Consider the following 21,589-nt stretch of genomic DNA (forward strand, 5'->3'; position numbering starts at 1 on the left):
TTACTTTTAGCAGTTGTTCTGAGTTTAAAGAGATGAAACAATCACAAAAACACCTGACTAGGTGGTGTGTTTTGAGTTTAGCTCTAACTCTGTTGGCATTAACTCAGTTAGCCCAAGAAGCGATCGCTCAAAGTCTGCCACCCAGAAATATGCGTCTCCTCACCGATAAAAACACCTCAACCCAGACTCCAACTGTCTCGGCTCGCGACATATTTCGGGCTGCCTACCTAAATCGCTACACTTGGGATGAAAAATTTCCAGGATATACGGCTGAAGTCAAAATTAAACAAGGAAATGAAGAACACAACGGCTACATTCGTGTTAAACCAGACTTAAGTGTGGAAGTAACTGGCATAAATTCTGCACAAGCACGTGAGACAGTTGAGGGGCAATTACGCATGGTTGCAATCCACCGTCGTCGGATTCCGTTTGAGGTGGCACACAAAAACCATACTTATGAACTGGGTAAAACTGAGAATACAGGTGTTGTAGAGATTTTTGAGAAGGGAGAGTCAACAGACGCTCATTACAAGGTGTCTAAAAATCAGATTACTCAAGTTAATCGTACTTTAGGAAAGACATCGGTTACTGTAAACTTGTTGGATTCCTTAGTCACTCCCAAAGGCTATCTGGCAACACGTTATCGAACTATCTTTCGACAGCCTCAAACAAAAGAAGTGTTGGGAGAACAGGAATCTGAAGATACTTACCAGCAAATTGGTGATTATTATCTACTAAAGCGGCAGGTAATTCGCAACTTTCAAAAAGGGCAGCAGACTACTACTTTGATAGACTTCAACAACATCCAGTTATTACCAAAATCGACGAGTAACACACCATCAGACTCAAGAAAAGAAGTTTGATTTTGGCGATCGCAAGTCCGTTTCAAAAATTCTCAGGAAAAAATCGGCAGTGAGAACGCTTTTGTGTGCTTGCCATTTTTAAGATTTCCTCTAATGTTAATTGTTGATAGCAAAGTTGATAAAGAGCAATATTAATTAATGCTGGATGCCGCCCTATCAGTTTCATTAGCTGCTGTACTTGTTTATTATGTCTCCAATCCATGCCATACCGTTCTGCTAATTCCATTACTTGCTCATCAGTAAATTCCGATAATTTCAATGGTAGTCCAATCTTAAAGGGTGATTGATTGATATTAAGAGGAAGAGAAACATCTGTTGAATAAATAATTGCAAGTCGTAGCTTTTGCCATACTTCGTCTTGTTGTGCTTCTTCTTGCCATGAGCGTAACAGAGGTAGAAATTCTCTGGCTAAATCAGGATATTCAAAAATATGCTGAACTTCATCTAATACCAATAATAAAGGTTTTTCTAAAGATGCAAGCAAACATTCTTTTAGGTACAGGGTACAGCTTAGTTTACTACCAATTTCCTCGTCCCAGTGTTTCTCGGCGTGAAATTCTATGCCTAGTTGACGAGAAATACTTGCAGCCAACCATTTCATGAATAATTGAGACTTTTGTAGAACATCAATATCAACTTGATTAATATTTAGTTTTACAATTTTATAACCTAACGTTCGAGCATGAGCTAATAGCCGTAACATCAGAGAAGTTTTGCCCATCTCTCGACAACCCTCAATACGAATCACGCATCCAGGTTGCATAATTTCTTGATATGCTAGTTCTTCTAGTGGAGGACGAGAGATATATAACTTAGAATCTAAAGGTAAAGGCCCACTAGGGTATTTACAATATACAGTCAATTTTGATTGATAGTTACAGTTAAGCGATCGCTCCCTGGGTGTAACTTCACTTACAAATTTCTCTGCACAGACAAGTGTGGAAACAAGTTGAGGTGGTGTGGTACCCGCTGTCACTATTTGCTGTGTTGGGAACAATTCACGTTTTGGCAAGAAACCTCGATTTATTACTTCATCTTCTTGACTGCTTTTATCCAGACGATTAATATCATGAGAATTGAAGAGGGTGTAATCTTTTTGATCCAGCTGTAAATCAAAAGCACTAAAACATATTCGCAGAGTACGTGGATCTATCCTAGAACTTAAAGACCATAAACGACTCAGGCTAGAGGTGGAAACTCCTATGCGATCGCTTAATTCTGCTTGTGTAAAACGTTTACCTCCTCTTTCTGTTCTCTCTTCTTCCAAAATTGCGGCTTGTAATCTCCTCAATCCGACAACAGTCAAAACTACTCCCCGTTTTCGTTTTAATTTAGTTTTGTCTTCTTTCATCTGTTAATAAGTAGGTAATCCTAAATATGATTTTGGGATAAAATATTTCTAGTAAAGTATTTTTTGTGACTAAGTATAAAAATGTATATTTTGAGATTTGCCTTTGCTTCACTATGGTATAAAAAGATTTTGGCGTAATTTGAAAGCTTGGTAGAAAAACACTGTTTGAAGTGTTTCTACACTAATAATTTATATTTTTAAGTAGTGATGCTTAAATAAATTGGTATGAAAAATTATATGTATATTATTTTCTATTAAATGATTTAAGTGATATTTCTTGAGAGTAAGAAAATCTTAAATGATTTAAGTGATATTTTTAACTGCAAGAAATTAAAAAAACTTTAATTTTAAATAAACAATTTTAGATGAGGAATCAAGGATATTTGTCAATCTAACTATGAGAATAAATTTTCATAGTATTTTGGTGGTAAATGACTCTAGATTTATGAAATGAATCTATTAATTATTCCTAGTAATTAATTTGGGAGCGTTTCAAGCTTATTTGAATTCAAGTCGCTTAACTGATTTATCTGCACTTGAGATTAATAGGGTAAACATGGGAGATTGAAAATGATCGCAAATCTTTTTTTCCACAATCAAGTCACAGGAAAACTAGGGAATTCCATGAACAACATTATTAAAACTACAGGTATATTCTGTTCAACTTTACTAATGGTAACTGGATTCGTCACCCCAAAAGCAAAAGCATATGGAGTTTGTGGACTAAAAACACCCGAAGCCCAGTTTAAAACTGCAAAACACCTAGTAACTATTTGCCCTGGGGAAGCTAGCTTTCAAATGATTATCACTTATCACGATGGTTCAGGATATAAAAGAATGGCGGCAACTCGTAGAGGCGATCGCTTTTCTGGTTCTGATGCTCAACACAACTACATTATCGATTCCAAAAGATTTATCATTGGCACCGATGGGAAAGAACCGATTCGGGAGAATGTAATTCAAGCTCAGATGTGATGGTAATTAAATTATCATCAACGCCAAATTATCTGTTTTTAATCTTTAATACATAAATGCAAGCTTAGTATGTAACCGATTTTCGGTGAAGCAACTGGCGACAATCAAATGAAAGTGGCGGCGGTTGTTAAAGACAAAGCCAAAAACCTGAAGATGAAGTTTGATTCTTGCGATCGCCAGCCTGCTTCCAAAATTAGTAAACTAAGCCCAATTCTTTTGGTGCCTAGATTGCAATAATAGCATTGTCAAATATACCTCTAGCTAGAGACGCAACTCTCCTGCAATGCGAGATGTTTAGCGACAGGAGGGTGATATGCGGCAACTAATTATTCAAATTCCCCAAGGACAAGGAAACAAAGTCCTTGATATTGCTAAGTCTCTAAACGGGGCAAACCTTGCTAAATTTGAGGCAACAAATAGCGATGAACCAATAGACGTAGTGCTGGTTTACGTTTCCAATCGTCAAGTAGAAAAGCTGGTAGCAAAACTAGAAGAGCTACCGAAAGTAAGCTTCACATTGCTACCCACTGGCGTCATGCCTCTGCACCCTCCAGTTTCAGAAGCTCCGCAGCAAGTCACAAATGTAGAAGAACGTAGCCCAATTGAGATATTTTTGAGTGGTTTGCAGAGTGTTGGCTCTTGGCAGGGCTTTCTCGGATATGCAGCAATGGCAGGTTTTGTTGTCTGGATTGGTTTGTATACTGACACCACTTATCTACTCACAGCAGCAATGCTAATTGCCCCATTTGCAGGCCCGGCAATGAATTTAGCCATTGCTACAGCTAGAGGTGATCGCCAACTACTATGGCGCAGTATTCTGCGTTATTTTGCAGCACTGGCAGTGACAATTTTAGTTGCAGGTATCCTTAGTCTAATTTTACAGCAAAAGATTGCCACTAGCCTCATGATTGAGCGCAGTCAAATTTCCTCCGTAGCAGTTTTATTACCCTTAGCCGCCGGAGCAGCAGGGGCGCTGAATTTGGTGCAATCTGAGCGCAGTAGCCTGGTATCTGGTGCCGCTACTGGTATGCTTGTGGCTGCTTCTTTGGCTCCTCCAGCAGGCATTGTGGGCATGGGCAGTGCGATCGCTCGATGGGATTTAGTAATTAATGGTTTGTTCCTGTTGCTGCTGCAACTGGTAGGAATTAATTTGACAGCTGCATTGTTGTTCCGGTTTTTTGGTTTGTCTGCGCGGGGAGTACGCTATACACGCGGCAAAAGCTGGTTATTTCCTGTCACATTAGCATTGACTTTGCTAGGTTTGACAGCTTTATTAACTTGGCAATTTAACAGTCCTCCAGATTTACAGCGCTCTACTCTTGCTCAACGAGCTGATGCTCAAATTGAAGAGGTAGTCAGTCAAAACCCTCTAGTTGATTTGGTTCAGACAAATGCCCGCTTTACCCGTTCTCAAATCCCAGGACAAAACACATTACTGACTACAGTTTACGTTCAACGCCGCAAGGGTGTAGATATCTCTGCTGAAGAAATTCGCTCTCGACTTACCCAAGCTATTCAAAGCCGTCTACAGCAACAAAACTTTGATGTTATACCTCTGGTAGATGCGATCGTACTTGAGCCGCCCGCAAGCAAGTAACTATGAGTAGCCTCATTCCATCTCACAAACAAGCTTTAGAAAAAGAGCGTCATGAAATCCTCCAGCAACTAGAAGAATGGCTGGAAATTCCAATGTTAGTGCTTGCCTTTGTATGGCTGGCACTGTTTGTGATCGAGTTAATCTGGGGATTAAATCCTTTGCTGGAAGTGTTTAGCAACACGATTTGGATAATTTTCATTCTTGATTTTTTGCTAGAACTGACATTATCACCCCGCAAGCTCCCCTATCTCAAACGTAATTGGATCACTGTTGTTTCTCTGTTCTTACCCGCTTTACGTATTTTCCGTATAGTTAAGGTGCTGCGGACGCTACAAACAGTAAGAGCGGTGCAAGGATTGCGGTTGCTGCGGGTGATGACAAGTACCAATAGAGGTATGCGGGCATTGAGTGCTAGTTTTAACCGTCGTGGGTTTGGCTATGTGGTAGTTTTAACAGTAATTATCACGCTAGTTGGATCTGCGGGGATGTATGCATTTGAAAATCAGCTTCCCGATGGTTCTGGATTGACTAATTATGGTACTGCCCTGTGGTGGACAGCAATGCTAATGACAACAATGGGTTCGGAATATTGGCCGAAAACACCAGAAGGTAGGGTACTGTGCTTTCTTCTAGCTTTATATGCTTTTGCTGTCTTTGGCTACGTAACAGCAACTCTAGCCACGTTTTTTATCGGTCGGGATGCAGACGATGACCAAGCGGAAGTAGCTGGTGTAAAATCAATTACGGCACTACATGATGAAATTGCTGCCTTGCGAGCAGAGATTCAGAAATTATTAGAGCGAGATTCTTAAAAATAAGTATAATTCATGCCTTAAATTACTATAGCTCATTTACAGTACCTATCAGCTTAGTAGACATGTGATCACAAAACCAGATACTTTCATATCTTTTTCTTTCTCAGCAAAAGTTTTACAGTACCTCCTACAACTAAGGCTAAAGTACTAGGAGTGGTGGAAAAATCGAAGGGTACAGCAGCAGTGTTAGTGGTAACACTTACAGATTGAAGGTCGATGTTAGCTCGTGCAGATGTGGTATCATCTCCAAGAAAAATAAAGTTAGAAGTTCTGTAAACATCACTTCCAAATCCGGTAGCTGTGGTGTAGTCACGTAGCGAACCATTCAAGAGAGGAGTAGCACCACTACTGAGCGTATAGGAGTTACCAGAAATATTCAAATCATAACTACTTAAGCTTGATAGCAAACTAGAAACGTTACTTACTTGTTCACCAACAGCATCAAAACTTGCATTAGCCTGAGAGAAAATATCACTAGTTCTAAAACCTATTTCTATGCCTTGCTTATCACTACTGAGAACTATGACGCTGAAGCCGGCGCGAGGATGACTTGGATCTTGAGTATCTACTTGGGAATTAATCCTCACAGTAAAACTCAGCTTATAACCAGCATTTCGATCTAGCGAGGGAAATGATGAGTTAACGAAGGTAGTAGGAGTGATATTAAAAAACGGAGACGTAGCATTTGGAGTAACTGCGACATTATAGTTGCTATAGCCACCATATATACCATTATTGTTACTCGCACTGGTATTCAAATTTGTTACACCACTGTTGAAACTTTGAGTACCTCCATTCGGAGAACCAAAAATTAGCCAATTTGATGGTGCATTATATTGATCGGGCGTCACGCCTGATGCGCCATCATAAAGAATTAATCCTCCATCCAAAGCCATTGCACGGTTAGCTGTTAGCAGCATAGCTAATCCAATGGTAAAAGCAACTATTTTGTTTCTCATAATGATTTATGTATTCATGTAAGTAATTACAGCAATTTTCAAATGCAGCGATTATAGGTGATTGTACTAACACAATATTTCTATACAATTACACCTGTATACTACCTAAGCAATAATATGTTTAATACTTAAGTATGCAATGTTGCTTTTATATTGAAAATTCTCGCTTTAAGTCGGAAATATCTAGTAATTTTTGTAATAATTACTTATTTATATTGTATATTAATAAACATAAAAATGGCTAGAGCTAAAATTAGAGCAAAATTTAATACATACTATTCTAAGTGTTGAGTAACACAGCGCACTCTGCAAAGCAAGTTTATAGATTTTGCATTAGAGAGGAATAGTGAATCAGAGTAATGGGCTGTGTACCTGCAATATGTTTTGTGATTTGGGCGATCGCACAACTCGATTCATACCCCAAAGCTTTCAGTTCAGCTAGACAACTATCAGCTTGTTCCACAGGAATGGAGGCTAATAAACCGCCAGAGGTTTGCGGATCGAATAGTAAAGAATAATTAGGATGATCTTCCCATTGCTCGAAGTTGACAATGTAACGGGAGGCACGTAAATTTTCGGGATGTATTGAGCTAAAAATTCCTTTTTGTAAAGTTTCTCGTGCGCCTGGTAAAACTGGAATGGTTTCCAATTGCAACTCCACAGCTACACCAGAAGCTTGCACCATTTCTATCAAGTGTCCGAGCAAGCCAAAACCTGTAACATCAGTACAAGCGGTTGCTCCATATTTCATGAAACACGTAGCTGCTGCTTGATTTGACAACAACATCGACTCCACGGCAGCATCAATCCAACGCCCTTTGGCTTGACGGTGCATATCAGCAGCAAATAACGTCCCCGTTCCCAGCGCTTTAGTTAAAATTAACACTTGTTCTGCCTGCATTCCGCCTTTACGCAAAAGTTTGTCAGGGTAAACCAAACCATTGCAAGTTAAGCCAAATGCCAGTTCTGTACCTTCAGTAGTGTGTCCGCCAATCAGGGGTGCTTGTGCTTGATTTAGCACTTTTACGGCACCGGATAACATTTGGTAAAGTGTTTCTTCGACTTTGGCGGGTGCAGCGTAGGGAATGGTGGCGATCGCTAATGCACTTTGAGGAGTTGCCCCCATTGCAAAAATATCGCTCAAGCAATGATTAGCACTAATTTGACCAAAAACATAGGGATCATTAATCAAAGTGCGAAAATAATCTATCGTCTGCACAATGAATCGATTAGCTGGCACTTGCACCACCGCCGCATCATCTGGTGCATCCAACCCAATAACAATATCCTGTCTTTCTTCTCTAATTGGTTGTTCTAGTTTAATTCGGTGGAGAACTTTCTCTAGAACTGTACTACCAACTTTAGAACCACAGCCAGCACAGCGCATTCTTGAAGAAGACGCAAAGAGAGAAAAATTCCCCGTGTCCTCTTGCTCTCCCATCTGAGGCAAATTACTAAACCTCTCCATAAAACGGCGATCAATCCAGTCTTTCCAGCGCCACAAGAGTTTGTGAGGTGGCAAGGTAAAAGAACCGCGTGTGGCGATCGCTTGTCCATTGCCTGTACCAATTAAGCTTAAATATTGTTTCTGTGGTTTGTAGGGTTTGAGGGGTTTTCCTAGTAAAATTCGCCTTAAGTTCTCAAACAAAGGTTTACCTTGCCGAACAGCAAATACTCCGGCTTTCGGACGAGGATAATTTACCATTGTGGCGATATCTCCAGCAGCAAATACGTGCGGGTGAGACAAAGATTGTAATCTATCGTTGGCTAAAATAAAGCCTTGCTCATCAGTCGCTAATCCCGCAGCTTTTAACCATGAGGGCGCAGATGCCGCTGTCACCCAGAAAATGTGACTGCATTCCACAGTCAAACCAGATTCACATATAACTTTATTCGGTTCGACTTGACATACACTTTCCCCTAAATGCACCTGAATACCACGATTAGTCAAAAGTTGGTTCACCAAATGCTGTACTGACTCATGATAATTGGGCATTAACTCAGCATTTCGCTGAAACAAATGAATCTTTAGATTGGGAATCGAACTTTCATCATGGAAAGTTTTACCAGATAATTCCCTTGCCCTTCTTTTTATCTCCTCTAAATGAGCCTGCATCGATAGTGCTAATTCCACACCACCAGCACCTCCACCCACGATTCCAATAGTTAGCGATTCCTGCGGTTTTTGTGCAAGATTTTCGACAATTTGATACCAATGTTTCAATAATTTCGATACTGGTTTTGCCGGAATTGCATATTCTGCTGCTCCTGCTACAGATATCGTCGCTGGAGTGCTACCAATATCAATTGACAGTAAATCAAAAGTTACTGCCGGATGATGAGCGCAAATTACTTTGTTATTTTCTAAATCTAAACCTATGACTCGATTTATATACAACTGTGCTTGAGCAAATTTTGCTAAAGGTTGCAAGTCAATGTGGCATTCATCATGGTTATAGAATCCGGCAATGTGTCCTGGTAACATCCCAGAGTAGGGTGTATCATAGCTTTCAGTAATTAAAGTTATTCGCACTCCCGGTAGAGGTTTCATACCAAACATTAGCAGCACTATTGCATGAGTATGACCACCACCAATCAGCACTAAATCTTGAATAATAGGCTGTAAATTTTGCTGCATATTAATATTTGGCAAATACTTCTGTCCGAGCTACTACCATTGATTTAGTTATCTATAATGCTGTTAAAGTAGAAACCAGAATCAATAATATTCTAACTTCTGAATGTTAAGTTCAATGTCTCGTCAATATTTTAGATGCCTCACTCTGGCTCTTATCCTGGAACAGCAGGCACCTCTCGGAGCAAGTCGGGTTCATTGTGTATAAATGTGATTTGCAATGTCCCTATTAGCTCTTTATAGGTATGAGTTGCTCTAGGCTCTGCTGACTCAAATGCAAATCTGTCTATTGTAGAGAGGCAGCGAGTCTATCCAAGTTGGCACTCGGCACTTAAAAATTGATGCAGATTTAAGATGTTTGAGTACAGGTGAAAGTCAGTAATCCAAGCTCCTGCTTGGTTAATTGCCTCACTTACATGAGCTGTCGTCTGAATCTGTTCTGCTTTGGTGAAGCCATCCAGACGTAGAAACTGTTGCTCAAACACAAGCTAACCTCCGAAGTGAATCAGTTCTAATATAGAGGAGTAACGAGAAAGCCGTCTTCATCCTGCAAGCTCATCTACTTGGAGATATGAAGACAGTCTACTCCTGGATGCCTTAGTGGGATAGCTCTTTGTGATCTGAAATTGGTACTATATATTAAGACGATAATTAAGACGATAAAAATCTCTTAAAAATTCAAGTATCAAAAATTATCATATATGTACTTTTGGATGCGATCGCCATCAATCCTGCTAGGACAGATAAAAATTGAGCTAGTGGAGATAAGATTTTGTTAGAGAAATTATTCTCTCGTAAAATTGCTAATTGGCTAAGTAAACCAATATCTTCACCGAAGTTCGTTAAAAAACAATTGGTGATAGCACTACAAAATTTAGGTAATGAGAATATAGAAACCAGCTTGGCTGCAATTGATACATTAGAACAAATTTCTCAAGATTATCCACAGTACCACTGGAAAATTATAGAAAATCTTTCTGTTTTTGTACGAAACAATACCACCTTTCTTGCCAAAGTAGAAATAGAGAGCAACCCGTCATCAAAAATTCGTGCAGATATTCAAGCTGCTTTAAGTGTTATTGCTAGAAGAGATGCTACAAAAGATCCAGAAAATCAGCAACTTGATTTAAGCCACACGAACATACCGGGAGTAAATCTTCACAAAGCTAATCTACAGGGCGTAAATCTCTATCAGGCAAATCTATCTGAAGCTAATCTTGTTGATGCAAACTTGCAGGAATCAATTCTTAGTGCAGCAAATCTATCTGAAGCTAATCTAAGTGGTGCTAATCTCTCTAGAGCTATTTTGCATGCAGCAAACTTACGTACAGCAAATTTGACTGGTGCTAACCTTACTGAGGCGAGCTTGTTTCTAGCTAATCTTCATGGCACAAACCTTGAGAGAGCAAATCTTGTCGGCACTAATTTACGAGATGCAAATATCTATTGAGCAGATATTTTTAATCATAGTTAAATCCTCAATTGTATTTTTTGATATATAGTTTCATTTTTGGATAAATGCTATAATTTTGCTCTTTATACTTCCCTCCACTCCTTATTTGTAATGAGGAACACTATTTTTATGTCTGCCAAAAAGACAGACGTGCTGAAAAGTTGTTTGATAGCAATAACAATACTATTGAGTCTGTCATCGGCTGCGAGTATATTTATTGATTCGCAAGTTGAGGAATTGTCAACTGAACAGAAAATAGCAAACAAAAATCAAGCATTAACTACAACAGCCATATTTTTTCTAGGATTAGCAGTTATGGTTAATGCTTACTATGCAGCAAAGCGTGCAGAAGCAATTCAAAATAGTGCGATCGCTACTGAGAAAAATCATGAAATTAGTATAAAAAATTTACAGCTAGCGCAAGAGCAATTAATTACAGAGCGCCTGATGACTGCAATTACTCAGTTAGGGCATGAGGATGTGGCAACACGAACAGGGGCGATTTACATACTAGAAAAGGTTGCTCAGGATTCTCCACAAGAATATTGGACAATCATGGAAATTATCTCTGCATTTGTACGAGAGAAAGCTGGTATTAAAGAGGAACTAGCAAAAATACCGATAATTTCTACTGATATCCAAGCAGCCATGACTGTGATTGGTAGACGTAATGTAGAGCGAGATCGAGAAAATCAGAAACTAGATTTACGGAATGCAGTGATCAGGCAAGCAGATCTAACAAATGCTAAACTACAAAGCCTAGATTTAAGCGGAGCTGACTTGACAAGAGCACAATTGCGAGGATCTGACTTGTTTGAGTCTAATCTTGAGAATGCCAAACTCTGCGGAACAATTCTCTACGAAGCTAATTTACGATCATGCAATCTACAAGCAGCTAACTTCAGTGGAGCGAACTTAAATCGAGCCAACTTAGCTGAAGCGAACTTACGTTCTGCTAATTTATCTGGGGCAAGTTTGCGTGCAGCTAACCTTTCGGGAGCAAATCTCTACAAAGCTAATTTGCAAGGAGCAAACCTAAAAGTTGCCGATCTCTCCAAAGCAAAGTTATTTCTTGCGAACTTACAAGGAGCAAAACTTGGTAAAGCTAAACTACAGCTGAGTGGTCTCATTGGTGCTAACCTCAAAGGTGCTAACCTCAATGGCGCTGACTTGGAGCAAGCAAACCTGAATGCAGCCAAACTCCAACAAACAGAGATATTTTTTGCGAATTTGGATCAAGCTAGCCTCAGAGAAGCCGATTTGTTGGGAGCAAATTTGATGGGAGCCAATCTGCAACAAGCAATGTTTCATGAAGCTAATCTCTGCGGTACAAATCTGATGGGAGCCAACTTATTTGGAGCCAATCTTGATGATGTTAAACTACAAGGGGCAATTTTAAGAGGAGCCAAAAATTTGCAATTACAGCAGATTCAATTTGCAGTTGGCGATCACACAACTGTTTTACCTGACTATCTCGAAGCTCCAGCCAATTGGATGCGATCGCAACACTCACAAACATCAGCAATGGAATCTGAAACTTGACTTGAGAAGTGTAGTTAAAGCAACATTTTAAAACTTTCTTTCCTACCAACGGATACACCGTACCTACGCTCTTGCGCATAGCGACTTCTGTTCCCCGTGGGGGTTCGGTGCAGGGTAAGTAGCCGCTTTGCGTGTACCGCGTCTACTGCCTTCTGCCTTCTACCTAAAACATCTCACTATGTTCGTCATCCCAACATTTACTATCATGCCAAGTTCTATTCGTATTTTCGCATTCTAACTTACTCTCGATCCAGGGAATTGACGTTGGATGGCTGGAAGTAGAGGTTGAACTATTTGCTGCAAGCTGAGAACTGTAAAGCAGTATGAAAGTGAACGATGAAGTGCCAAAAGCAACTATAGCAAGAATCAAAAGATAAATTTTGCTCCTTTGGATTTGCTGTGGATAGCGCATAGTTTTTATATATTTTAATTGCGACAAACACAGTTATATATCCGCCTATCTTGGCATATTATTTTTCATACTTAATAGATATTGCAGTCATCTTAATTAAAGATATACAAGTAGATAGGAATAAAGATTTTTCGTGAAGACTAAGTAGAAGTTAGATGATATAACCTAGCATTAGAAAGATTTGTAAGGTTTCTCGCTTCTTTATAAAATCATCTTGATTTTTTCTCCTACTTAGTTGTTCATTGTTTTTTTCTTTCACTTTTATCTGGTTACAACAAACAAATAATTTTTGATTTTCTAAGTATATATAATTAATAATTTTCATCACTTATTGTTTTTTTAATAAAAACTGTTGAGTTTTTATGTGAATAAAAATGTTTCTAAAAATCCAACAATGATATTACTTATTTTAGATTGTTACTAAGTATTTACCCTTTCACACCGCTACCAGTTTCTGTAGGTACAATATAACGTTGTAAAAATAAGAATAGTAACAGTACTGGAGCGATAGAAATTACAGAGCCAGCAGCTACCAAGCGCCAGTCTAGAGAAAATGTACCTGCTAGCTTGGCTACTCCCAAAGGAAGAGTATATAAATTTTCATCTTGAATGACGATTAAAGGCCAAAGAAAGTCACTCCATGAACCAATAAAAACAAAAATTGCTAGTGTAACCAGTGCTGGACGAATGGCTGGCAACATAACATACCACCACAAGCCTAACTCAGAACAACCATCCATACGTGCTGCTTCTTCCATCTCTTTGGGAACGCTCATAAAAGCCTGCCGCAATAGAAAAATACCAAAGGCAGAGGCTAAACCAGGAAAAATCACACCCAAATAAGTATTTCTCAAACCTAGCTGGACTGTCAAAATGTATAGAGGAATCATCACAATCTGAAAAGGAATCATGATTGTAGAGACGATCGCAATAAAAATCCAGTCTCTGCCCACAAAAGATAGCCTTGCCAAGGGATAAGCAGCTAAAGCACAAAACAGTAAATTTAAGCCTACAGTTAGCAACGCCACCAGGGTACTATTGAACAGGTACTGTCCAAAAGGATTGGTTTGCCACACCGTCACAAAGTTCTCAAAAGTTGGTTGAGCTGGCAATAACTGCGGCGGCGACTGAAAAATATTTTCGGTTTGAGATTTTAACGCCGTACTCACAAGCCAAAGTAGGGGGAAGAGCGTCGCAGCTGCGATCGCTCCCAACAATCCATACACTCCCAGAACTTTGAACTGTGAATTACCACTCGAAGAATTCATATTAAACCTCTACAAAAACTGCGCTCGGTTACTCATCATAAATCTGTAGCTTATACCAATTTTGGATTGCCAAGCTTGTATCTGAGTGAGTTCTAAAACAGCCGAGACTTGCCTTTTTAATCACATCCTGACCATATTTATATTTTTTGTAATATTTTCTTAAGAATTTGATTGACTTTTAGTGTCAAGCTGATAATCTAATAATTGAGAGCAAGTAAAATTAACGACAGGCACACGTTAATACTCCAAATTTCCGGACTATGGCTCGTGCCTCCTGCCTGAGTCCAACGCAGTGATACTTTGCTTCCCTAGAACATTCAACAAGAAAGATTATCAAGCCTATTCAACAAGAAAGATTATCAAGCCTAACATTCAGATTTGCACTGTTCTGATTTTTGTTAATAGAGTGCTTGTGTAATCATGCAGAATTTTTAACTGCAAGTTTCTTGAAAAGACTAGGATGTACTTAGGCAAGCTAGTTCCCTGTGTATTATGTCCACCCTTCATTGTAATTACTCCCATCAATCAATTTTTGAATATCGCGATTTACCATCTTAATTGCGATGCCATGAATTACCTTAAGTCTAGCAGGTGGCTGCTAGACTTAATTTTTATTAAATAGCTAATATACTCTTTCTCTTCTCTGCATTCTTTAGTGTTAGGACTTACGTAAAATTCCTCTAAAATTCTCTTAACTCCGTGTCCTCTGCGTTCTCTGCGGTTTATTATTCCATAACTCGTGCGTAAGTCTTGGTGTTTTTAAATTATGTATTTTTAAGAAAAAGAGAAAGGCATCACAAGGTATCACTTAGAGTTAATAAATGCCTCAATACTATTAACAATAAGTTGTCTTTCTTCATAGCTAAAACCTACATCACACCCAAATTATAAGTCTGTGCAACAGAATGATTACAACTCAAGCTTGTTGCAAATGGAAATATAAAAATAGCAATTATAAATATAATTGCGATTACAAATGGAAAAGTAGCAAAAAATAAACTAAAAACTCTCAAAAAGACAAATCTAATTTGAAATATAAGTTTCGTAGAAGTTTGTTCAAAATGTTCTACATTTGAACGAACGAAAGAAAGGTGGATTGAATATTATCAATACAATGCTGATAAAAATTAAGGTAAAAAACCACGCAATCAATTGAGACCAAGTGCTTTATTGCATAGATAAAATAGATATGTTTTATTGAATATTTTTTATTAAACGAGTATATCTTTTCTCTAATATGTCTTGCCACCTGCTTTGACCATAAATTTTTTCATACTATCCAAATGCTCAACAGAACCATATTGACAATGTGTTGATTGTATAATTTCTGTGGGAATACTAAGTTTACGAGTATAAAGTTTTGCCTATTCACTAACAGGTGAACCACTTACTCAGAAAAAACGTTTGAGAAAAACAGACTGATGAAGAGGCCTCACTCCAGCAAAGTTAAAGCTTTCCCATTACAGCTTGTTCTTATTGTTCCATTTGTTTTACAAATTTTTGGAGCAGTTGGTCTGGTGGGCTACCTGTCCTTTAAAAATGGGCAGAAAGCCGTGAACAACTTGGCAGATCAGTTAATGAATCGAACTAGCAGTCTAGTAGACCAACACCTGAATTCCTATTTATCGATTCCTCATAAAGTGAATCAGATTAATGCTGATGCGATCCAGATGGGATTATTGGATGTGCGCGATCGCCAAACTGTCAGCAAGTATTTCTGGAAACAGATGCAGGTGCATGACTTGTCTTACATCGGTATTGGACTGACAACAGGTGAAGGAGCAGGGGCAGGACGGTATGACGGTAAAACTGTCACGATTGATGATTGGAGTGCCAAGCCGCCGAAAAATTGGTACAGCTATGCCATAGATAATCAAGGCGATCGTACCCGTGTCATTGATACTTTTGATTGGAACAACTTTAAAGAACCCTGGTACACAGAACCCGTGAAAGCGGGAAGACCTATCTGGTCGCGGATCGTCACCATAAATTACAACTATCCATATATCGCTGCCTCCGCTGGTCGCCCCATCTATGACGCCCAAAATCGATTGCTGGGGATGGTTGGCGCAGACATCCATCTATTGAAGCTAAGTGAGTTTTTAAGACGTTTGGATGTCAGCCGCAATGGACAGGTTTTTATTGTGGAGCGCAATGGAATGCTAATCGCAAACTCTAGCACTCAACAACCCTTTACTTTGGTCAAAGATAATATTCAGCGGTTGAAAGCTACAGACAGTTCTGATCCAACAGTTCAGAGCATTGCCAAACAACTCCAACAAACCTTAAAGGGATTCCAGTCCATTACTAAACCCAGAAAACTGCAACTGAACTGGCAAGGAGAGACACATTTTGTTTATGTTACCCCTTGGCGTGACCAATATGGACTGGATTGGCTAGTGGTGGTTAGTGTGCCGGAACACGCTTTTATGGCACAAATCAACACCAATACCCGCACTACCATTTTGCTCTGTCTAGGAGCATTGATTGTGGCAACCCTGATGGGCTATTTCACCTCCCGCTGGATTACACGCCCGATTTTGCGCATGAATCTAGCAAGTCAGGCAATGGCATCTGGTAATTTAGAGCAAACACTAGACAACAGTAGCGTTCAAGAACTCAACACACTTGCCCACTCCTTTAATCACATGGCAGGGCAATTGCGCGAATCCTTTACTGCCTTAGAGAACAGTAAAGCAGAGCTAGAAGATCGGGTAGAAGAACGCACTAGCGAACTCAAAACCGCCTTAAGTGAGTTGCAACGCACCCAAGCACAAGTAGTTCAGAACGAAAAAATGTCAAGTTTGGGTCAACTAGTAGCGGGCGTAGCCCATGAAATCAATAACCCAGTCAACTTTATTCACGGCAATATTACTCACCTGAATGAATACACTCAAGATTTGCTGCGGATGATCCAACTCTACCAGCAACGCCACCCCAGCAATGATCTAGAAATTCAAGCGCTAGCCGACGAAATCGATTTGGAGTTTCTAGTTGATGATTTAAAGAAAATGCTGTCTTCGATGAAAATCGGGACTAATCGAATTCGGACGATAGTTTTATCGTTGCGTAACTTTTCCCGCATGGATGAAGCGGAATTTAAAACAGTTGACATTCATGAGGGGATTGAAAGCACGCTGTTGATTTTGGCACACCGTCTCAAAGAAAAATCAGAACGTCCGGCAATTGAAGTGATTCGAGATTATGCCAACTTACCCCAAGTAGAATGCTATCCCGGACAACTCAATCAAGTGTTGATGAATATTCTGGTGAATGCAATCGATGCCCTCGATGAGGTAAATGCCAAGCGCACCCACCAGGAAATAGAGGAAACTCCAAATCAGATAACTATCCGTACTTCAGTCATTGACTCGCAGTCTGTAGAAATTGCGATCGCCGACAACGGATCGGGAATGCTAGAGCAGGTTAAAAATCGTATTTTTGATCCTTTCTTCACCACCAAACCCGTAGGTAAGGGAACAGGCATGGGCATGGCTATTAGCTATCAAATTATTACTGAAAAACATGGTGGTCAATTAGAATGTTTTTCTACCCCTGACAAAGGAACAGAGTTTATAATTCAATTGCCGATTAGACAGCGAGTTTGTCAGGCAGTCTAAAAGTTTAACTTACAGAATTAATCTCATCTAATCCAGTTCAGTTAAGATTTCACAGCATCAAAATGGATATACTTTAATCCAGTTTCTGTACAAACAGCACCTAAAGGTTTATCCCAAGATTCAATCGGTAATTGAGGTAAATAAGCAAAATCAAAAACAATGCCAATAGTAGTTTTATTAGCCCACTCAGGTGCCGCCAGCAAGCGATCGTAATATCCCCCACCGTAACCCAAGCGATAACCTTGATAGTCACAAGCAACAGAAGGTACAAGAATTAAATCCACCTCAGTGGAATCTATTGTTGGGGCATGAGGATGGGGTTCGTTAATGCCATAAGCTCCAATCTGTAAAGATTCCTTTGGTGTCCAAATGTGCCAGTACAAGGAATCGCCGACACAGCGAGGAAATCCCCAGATTTTACTATTGCCAAACAAAAAGCTCAAATCAGGTTCTTGGCGAAAGCTGAAATAAGCCAGGATTGTTTTTGCTTGAGTAAATAAGGTTGATGTGAGCAGGTGGGTGCAGATGCGATCGCTCTTTTGTTTCCATTCTGTAACTGACATTAATTGACGTTTTTTTAAAAGCGATCGGCGTAGTTGTGTTTTTTCCATTCAATTATGCATAGAAAATTAACCAAGAAGAAACAAAGACACCAAAGAAACATTTATATGTATCTTGGTGCCTTTGTGGTTATATTATGCCTAATTTAATTTGACATATTAAACTTAAGCAGCATTTTGCCGCCACCAGTCAATCGTATTCTTCAACCCTTTTTTTAAGTCCACTTGGGCAGTGAAGCCAAAGGCTTTCTCCGCCCTTTGTGTATTCAAGCAACGACGTGGTTGCCCATTAGGCTTGTCAGTTTCCCAAACAATTTCGCCATCAAATTCCATCAATTCACAAATCAGGTTAATCAAATCGCGGATCGAGATTTCATAACCTGTTCCTAAATTAACTGGTTCTGGGTCGTTATAAAATTGACTACCCATCACAATTCCCCGTGCCGCATCCTCAGAATAGAGAAACTCACGGGTAGGACTACCATCACCCCAAACAGAAATTTTCTTGTCTCCCTTAATTTGGGCGTCGTGAACTTTGCGAATTAAGGCTGGAATTACATGAGAACTTCTAGGATCGAAATTATCTTCTGGCCCGTATAAATTCACAGGCAAAAGATAAATGCCGTTAAAGCCGTACTGTTGGCGGTAAGCTTGCAACTGTACTAACAAAGCTTTTTTTGCTACTCCATAGGGGGCGTTAGTTTCCTCTGGATAGCCATTCCATAGGTTGTCTTCGTTAAATGGTACCGGAGTAAATTTTGGATAGGCACAAATAGTGCCTATACAGATAAATTTTTCTACGACCGCTTGATAGGCAGCGTGAATCAGCTGAGTTCCCATCATCAAGTTATCGTAGAACAATTCGGCGGGTTTTTCGCGATTGAGACCGATACCACCAACGTGGGCTGCAAGGTGAATGACAATATCTTGCTGATCGACTGCACGTTGGCAGTTTTCCATCAAACGCAAGTCGCAATCGCGCGATCGCGGCACCGTAATTTTCTCCCGATTTGCTCCTGCTTTCACGAGACAATCTATCACCTGACGTCCAAGAAAACCAGAGCCTCCAGTGACTAGAATCCTTTTATTATTCAGTTCTAAGGCCTTCATTATGATATTTTGCTCGTGTTTTTTTACAAGTGAAGCACGCCCAACTCTTGTCGAATCATCGCATTATCTTTAATTGCTTTGACTACATTGCCATTAGGGGAAGTCAAACCTAAAGCTTGCAAGTCTGCTTCTACCATTAAGGCGACTAGTTCTTCAAATGTTACCGAAGGTTTCCAACCCAACTTTTGCCGTGCTTTTGCAGAATCACCAATTAACAACTCTACTTCTGCTGGGCGGAGATAGCGTGGATCGAACTCCACATACTCTTGCCAATCAAGATTTACATAACTAAATGCTAGTTCTAGAAATTCTCGGACTGAGTGAGTTTCACCAGTGGCAATCACGTAGTCTTCAGGCTTATCTTGTTGTAGCATCATCCACATTGCCCTAACGTAATCCTTGGCGTAACCCCAATCACGTTTGGCATCTAAATTGCCCATATAAAGCTTTTTCTGTCTTCCACCAAAAATCCGAGCAACTGCCATTGTGATCTTACGCGTCACAAATGTTTCACCCCGACGTGGAGATTCATGGTTAAAAAGTATGCCATTGCAAGCGAACAAGCCGTAAGATTCGCGATAATTTACCGTTTGCCAGTGGGCGTAAACTTTAGCGCAAGCATAAGGGCTGCGGGGATAAAATGGTGTTGTTTCTTTTTGAGGTACCTCTTGTACCAAACCAAACATTTCTGAAGAACCAGCTTGGTAGAAACGCACCTGAATCCCGGTACGATGCTGATAATCACGGATTGCTTCCAACAAACGCAGCGTTCCCATTCCAACTGCATCTGCGGTGTATTCGGGTGAATCAAAACTTACCCTGACGTGGGATTGAGCACCCAAGTTATAAATTTCGGTTGGCTGCACTTCTTCTAAGATGCGACGTAGTGTAGTGCCGTCAGTTAAGTCGCCATAGTGAAGAAACAGTCGCACTCCCTCTTTGTGAGGATCTTCGTAAATGTGATCTATACGGTCTGTGTTGAATGTTGAAGTCCGGCGAATAATACCATGAACTTCGTAACCTTGTTCAAGTAAAAACTCGCTCAAATAGGAGCCATCTTGACCGGTAATACCAGTAATCAAAGCTCGCTTCGGTTGCGTCATGCTCAATTGCCCTTATCCTTTTGATGATATTTATACAAGCGACTTCGTACAAACTAGCAAGTAATTACTGTGTTGCTCAATGGGAAACCTACGAATTTCGCTTGTTTCTTAGCCACTTTAACTCAGTAAATACGCTGATTTTAAAATAACTTTAAGGTTATTACCTAGCAAATCGGCAAAAAATTGTTGATATCCAGCAAATAGTAATCTTACTCTTTACTAATAATTTATATATTGAAAGATTTCATAAAGAATAAATTAAGCTTAAGTAGATGATTGTAGTAAATAACACATTAGAAAATGAACAAAAACTCAAAGCGGATCAGATAAATAAACTCTGAAATTTTGATTATCTAAAATTTTTTAGTGAGAGATTAATTAATGTGTGAAGAGTTGACTTCTGGGGTTATTAACTGCCCCAGAAAATCATTGCAGTACTAATCTTTCAATAAGCTCCGTTATCTTTGGGCAGAACGACTACACGAACAGTTTTCAAAATAATCCATAAATCGAGCCAAAAATTCCTGAATTTGACATAATGCAGGTCTATTTGAACTCGTCGGGGATAGGGAATGTCATTGCGACCAGAAACTTGCCATAATCCGGTGATTCCAGGTCGAATTGTTAAAATCTCATCGATATGGTAGCCGTACTTGGGTAATTCTTCCGCTACTAAAGGTCTAGGGCCGACAACACTCATATCCCCCTTTAAGACATTCCAAAACTGAGGAAATTCGTCCAAGCTAGTAATTCGCAAAAATTTTCCAATCTTTGTAATCCGAGGGTCGTGCTTGAGTTTAAAACTGGTTTCAAATTCTTTGCGCAACTCAGGTGATGTATCCATCATTTGCATGAGGATTTCGTCGGCATTGCTCACCATTGTGCGGAACTTGATACAGTTAAATGACTTGTAGTTTTTTCCAACCCGTTCTTGGACATAAAAAATAGGGCCGTTTGAACTTAGAGCAATCAGCGAGGCCAATATTAAGTAGACGGGGGAAAACAAAATCAGCACAGAGAGCGAAAAAATTATATCGAACAGGCGTTTGCCAAACTCTCCGTTTAAAGCCTGAAGGGATAAACCTTTGAGCTTAACTTTACGCGTCTTTCTAGGTTGACCGCGTTTTAAGAACGTACGCGATCGCCCAATTGACGTCAACCTCGTTTCGTTGGGTTGCGTCAGTACTTCGGACGGGGTAACACTGTTTGAAAAAGAGCGCCCCGTGCCAGATGTGCTACGCGATCGCTTGCCAAAGAGGAGTGAGCTCTGGGCAGTCATCATAATCCTTAATAATCCACACCACACATAGTCCCAATCTTAAAGCC

The 21,589-nt window shown here is 39.8% G+C and carries 17 protein-coding genes; 8 read left to right on the forward strand and 9 right to left on the reverse strand.

Going from position 1 to position 21,589, the window contains the following annotated elements; translation table 11 throughout:
• The first annotated feature begins 32 nt into the window (after window positions 1-32).
• Window positions 33-863, forward strand: coding sequence for a DUF3386 domain-containing protein (locus U2718_RS32055; protein WP_341994547.1), 831 nt, complete (start codon window positions 33-35; stop codon window positions 861-863).
• 22 nt (window positions 864-885) lie between these two features.
• On the opposite strand, the gene U2718_RS32060 is transcribed toward U2718_RS32055, so the two are convergent.
• Window positions 886-2,214 (reverse strand): AAA-like domain-containing protein, encoded by a 1,329-nt coding sequence (locus U2718_RS32060; RefSeq protein WP_341994546.1) that lies wholly within the window; start codon window positions 2,212-2,214, stop codon window positions 886-888.
• A 570-nt stretch (window positions 2,215-2,784) separates the two neighbouring features.
• Here U2718_RS32060 and U2718_RS32065 point away from each other — a divergent pair.
• The 4 genes from U2718_RS32065 to U2718_RS32080 all read left to right on the forward strand — a co-directional run bounded on the left by U2718_RS32065 (window position 2,785) and on the right by U2718_RS32080 (window position 5,598).
• On the forward strand, window positions 2,785-3,189 hold the full coding sequence (locus tag U2718_RS32065) for a hypothetical protein (RefSeq protein ID WP_341994545.1): 405 nt from the start codon (window positions 2,785-2,787) through the stop codon (window positions 3,187-3,189).
• Between the two features lie 108 nt (window positions 3,190-3,297).
• On the forward strand, window positions 3,298-3,426 hold the full coding sequence (locus tag U2718_RS32070) for a hypothetical protein (RefSeq protein WP_341994543.1): 129 nt from the start codon (window positions 3,298-3,300) through the stop codon (window positions 3,424-3,426).
• A 76-nt stretch (window positions 3,427-3,502) separates the two neighbouring features.
• Window positions 3,503-4,786 carry a TIGR00341 family protein gene (locus U2718_RS32075; RefSeq protein ID WP_341994541.1) on the forward strand — a complete coding sequence of 428 codons (1,284 nt, stop codon included), beginning with the start codon at window positions 3,503-3,505 and terminating at the stop codon, window positions 4,784-4,786.
• Window positions 4,787-4,788: 2 nt separating this feature from the next.
• Window positions 4,789-5,598: a potassium channel family protein gene (locus U2718_RS32080; protein WP_341994539.1), complete on the forward strand. Its 810-nt coding sequence runs from the start codon at window positions 4,789-4,791 to the stop codon at window positions 5,596-5,598.
• An 89-nt stretch (window positions 5,599-5,687) separates the two neighbouring features.
• On the opposite strand, the gene U2718_RS32085 is transcribed toward U2718_RS32080, so the two are convergent.
• The 3 genes from U2718_RS32085 to U2718_RS32095 form a co-directional block, all read right to left on the reverse strand.
• Window positions 5,688-6,560 (reverse strand): PEP-CTERM sorting domain-containing protein, encoded by an 873-nt coding sequence (locus U2718_RS32085; RefSeq protein WP_341994537.1) that lies wholly within the window; start codon window positions 6,558-6,560, stop codon window positions 5,688-5,690.
• A 319-nt stretch (window positions 6,561-6,879) separates the two neighbouring features.
• Entirely contained in the window at window positions 6,880-9,198 is a 2,319-nt protein-coding gene (gene selD / locus U2718_RS32090; RefSeq protein WP_341994535.1) for a selenide, water dikinase SelD, read from the reverse strand.
• A 305-nt stretch (window positions 9,199-9,503) separates the two neighbouring features.
• Window positions 9,504-9,680, reverse strand: coding sequence for a hypothetical protein (locus U2718_RS32095; RefSeq protein ID WP_341994533.1), 177 nt, complete (start codon window positions 9,678-9,680; stop codon window positions 9,504-9,506).
• A 287-nt stretch (window positions 9,681-9,967) separates the two neighbouring features.
• On the opposite strand from U2718_RS32095, the gene U2718_RS32100 reads away from it, so the two are divergent.
• Window positions 9,968-10,645: a pentapeptide repeat-containing protein gene (locus U2718_RS32100; protein WP_341994531.1), complete on the forward strand. Its 678-nt coding sequence runs from the start codon at window positions 9,968-9,970 to the stop codon at window positions 10,643-10,645.
• Between the two features lie 132 nt (window positions 10,646-10,777).
• A complete protein-coding gene (locus tag U2718_RS32105) occupies window positions 10,778-12,190 on the forward strand; it encodes a pentapeptide repeat-containing protein (protein WP_341994529.1) in 1,413 nt (470 codons plus the stop codon).
• Window positions 12,191-13,030: 840 nt separating this feature from the next.
• Here the strand turns inward: U2718_RS32105 and U2718_RS32110 are convergent.
• Entirely contained in the window at window positions 13,031-13,870 is an 840-nt protein-coding gene (locus U2718_RS32110; protein WP_341994527.1) for a carbohydrate ABC transporter permease, read from the reverse strand.
• A 1,421-nt stretch (window positions 13,871-15,291) separates the two neighbouring features.
• Here U2718_RS32110 and U2718_RS32115 point away from each other — a divergent pair.
• Window positions 15,292-17,490 carry an ATP-binding protein gene (locus U2718_RS32115; protein WP_341994525.1) on the forward strand — a complete coding sequence of 733 codons (2,199 nt, stop codon included), beginning with the start codon at window positions 15,292-15,294 and terminating at the stop codon, window positions 17,488-17,490.
• Window positions 17,491-17,531: 41 nt separating this feature from the next.
• Here the strand turns inward: U2718_RS32115 and U2718_RS32120 are convergent, their stop codons facing one another.
• The 4 genes from U2718_RS32120 to U2718_RS32135 form a co-directional block, all read right to left on the reverse strand.
• A complete protein-coding gene (locus U2718_RS32120) occupies window positions 17,532-18,101 on the reverse strand; it encodes a 5-formyltetrahydrofolate cyclo-ligase (protein WP_341994523.1) in 570 nt (189 codons plus the stop codon).
• 114 nt (window positions 18,102-18,215) lie between these two features.
• Window positions 18,216-19,160: a GDP-L-fucose synthase gene (locus U2718_RS32125; protein WP_341994522.1), complete on the reverse strand. Its 945-nt coding sequence runs from the start codon at window positions 19,158-19,160 to the stop codon at window positions 18,216-18,218.
• Between the two features lie 23 nt (window positions 19,161-19,183).
• Complete coding sequence (gmd, locus tag U2718_RS32130; RefSeq protein ID WP_341994520.1) at window positions 19,184-20,263, reverse strand: GDP-mannose 4,6-dehydratase; 1,080 nt, start codon at window positions 20,261-20,263, stop codon at window positions 19,184-19,186.
• A gap of 445 nt (window positions 20,264-20,708) precedes the next feature.
• Entirely contained in the window at window positions 20,709-21,542 is an 834-nt protein-coding gene (locus U2718_RS32135) for a sugar transferase (protein ID WP_341994608.1), read from the reverse strand.
• Window positions 21,543-21,589 lie beyond the last annotated feature (47 nt).

Source organism: Chlorogloeopsis sp. ULAP02, assembly GCF_038404745.2.
Classification (GTDB): domain Bacteria; phylum Cyanobacteriota; class Cyanobacteriia; order Cyanobacteriales; family Nostocaceae; genus Chlorogloeopsis.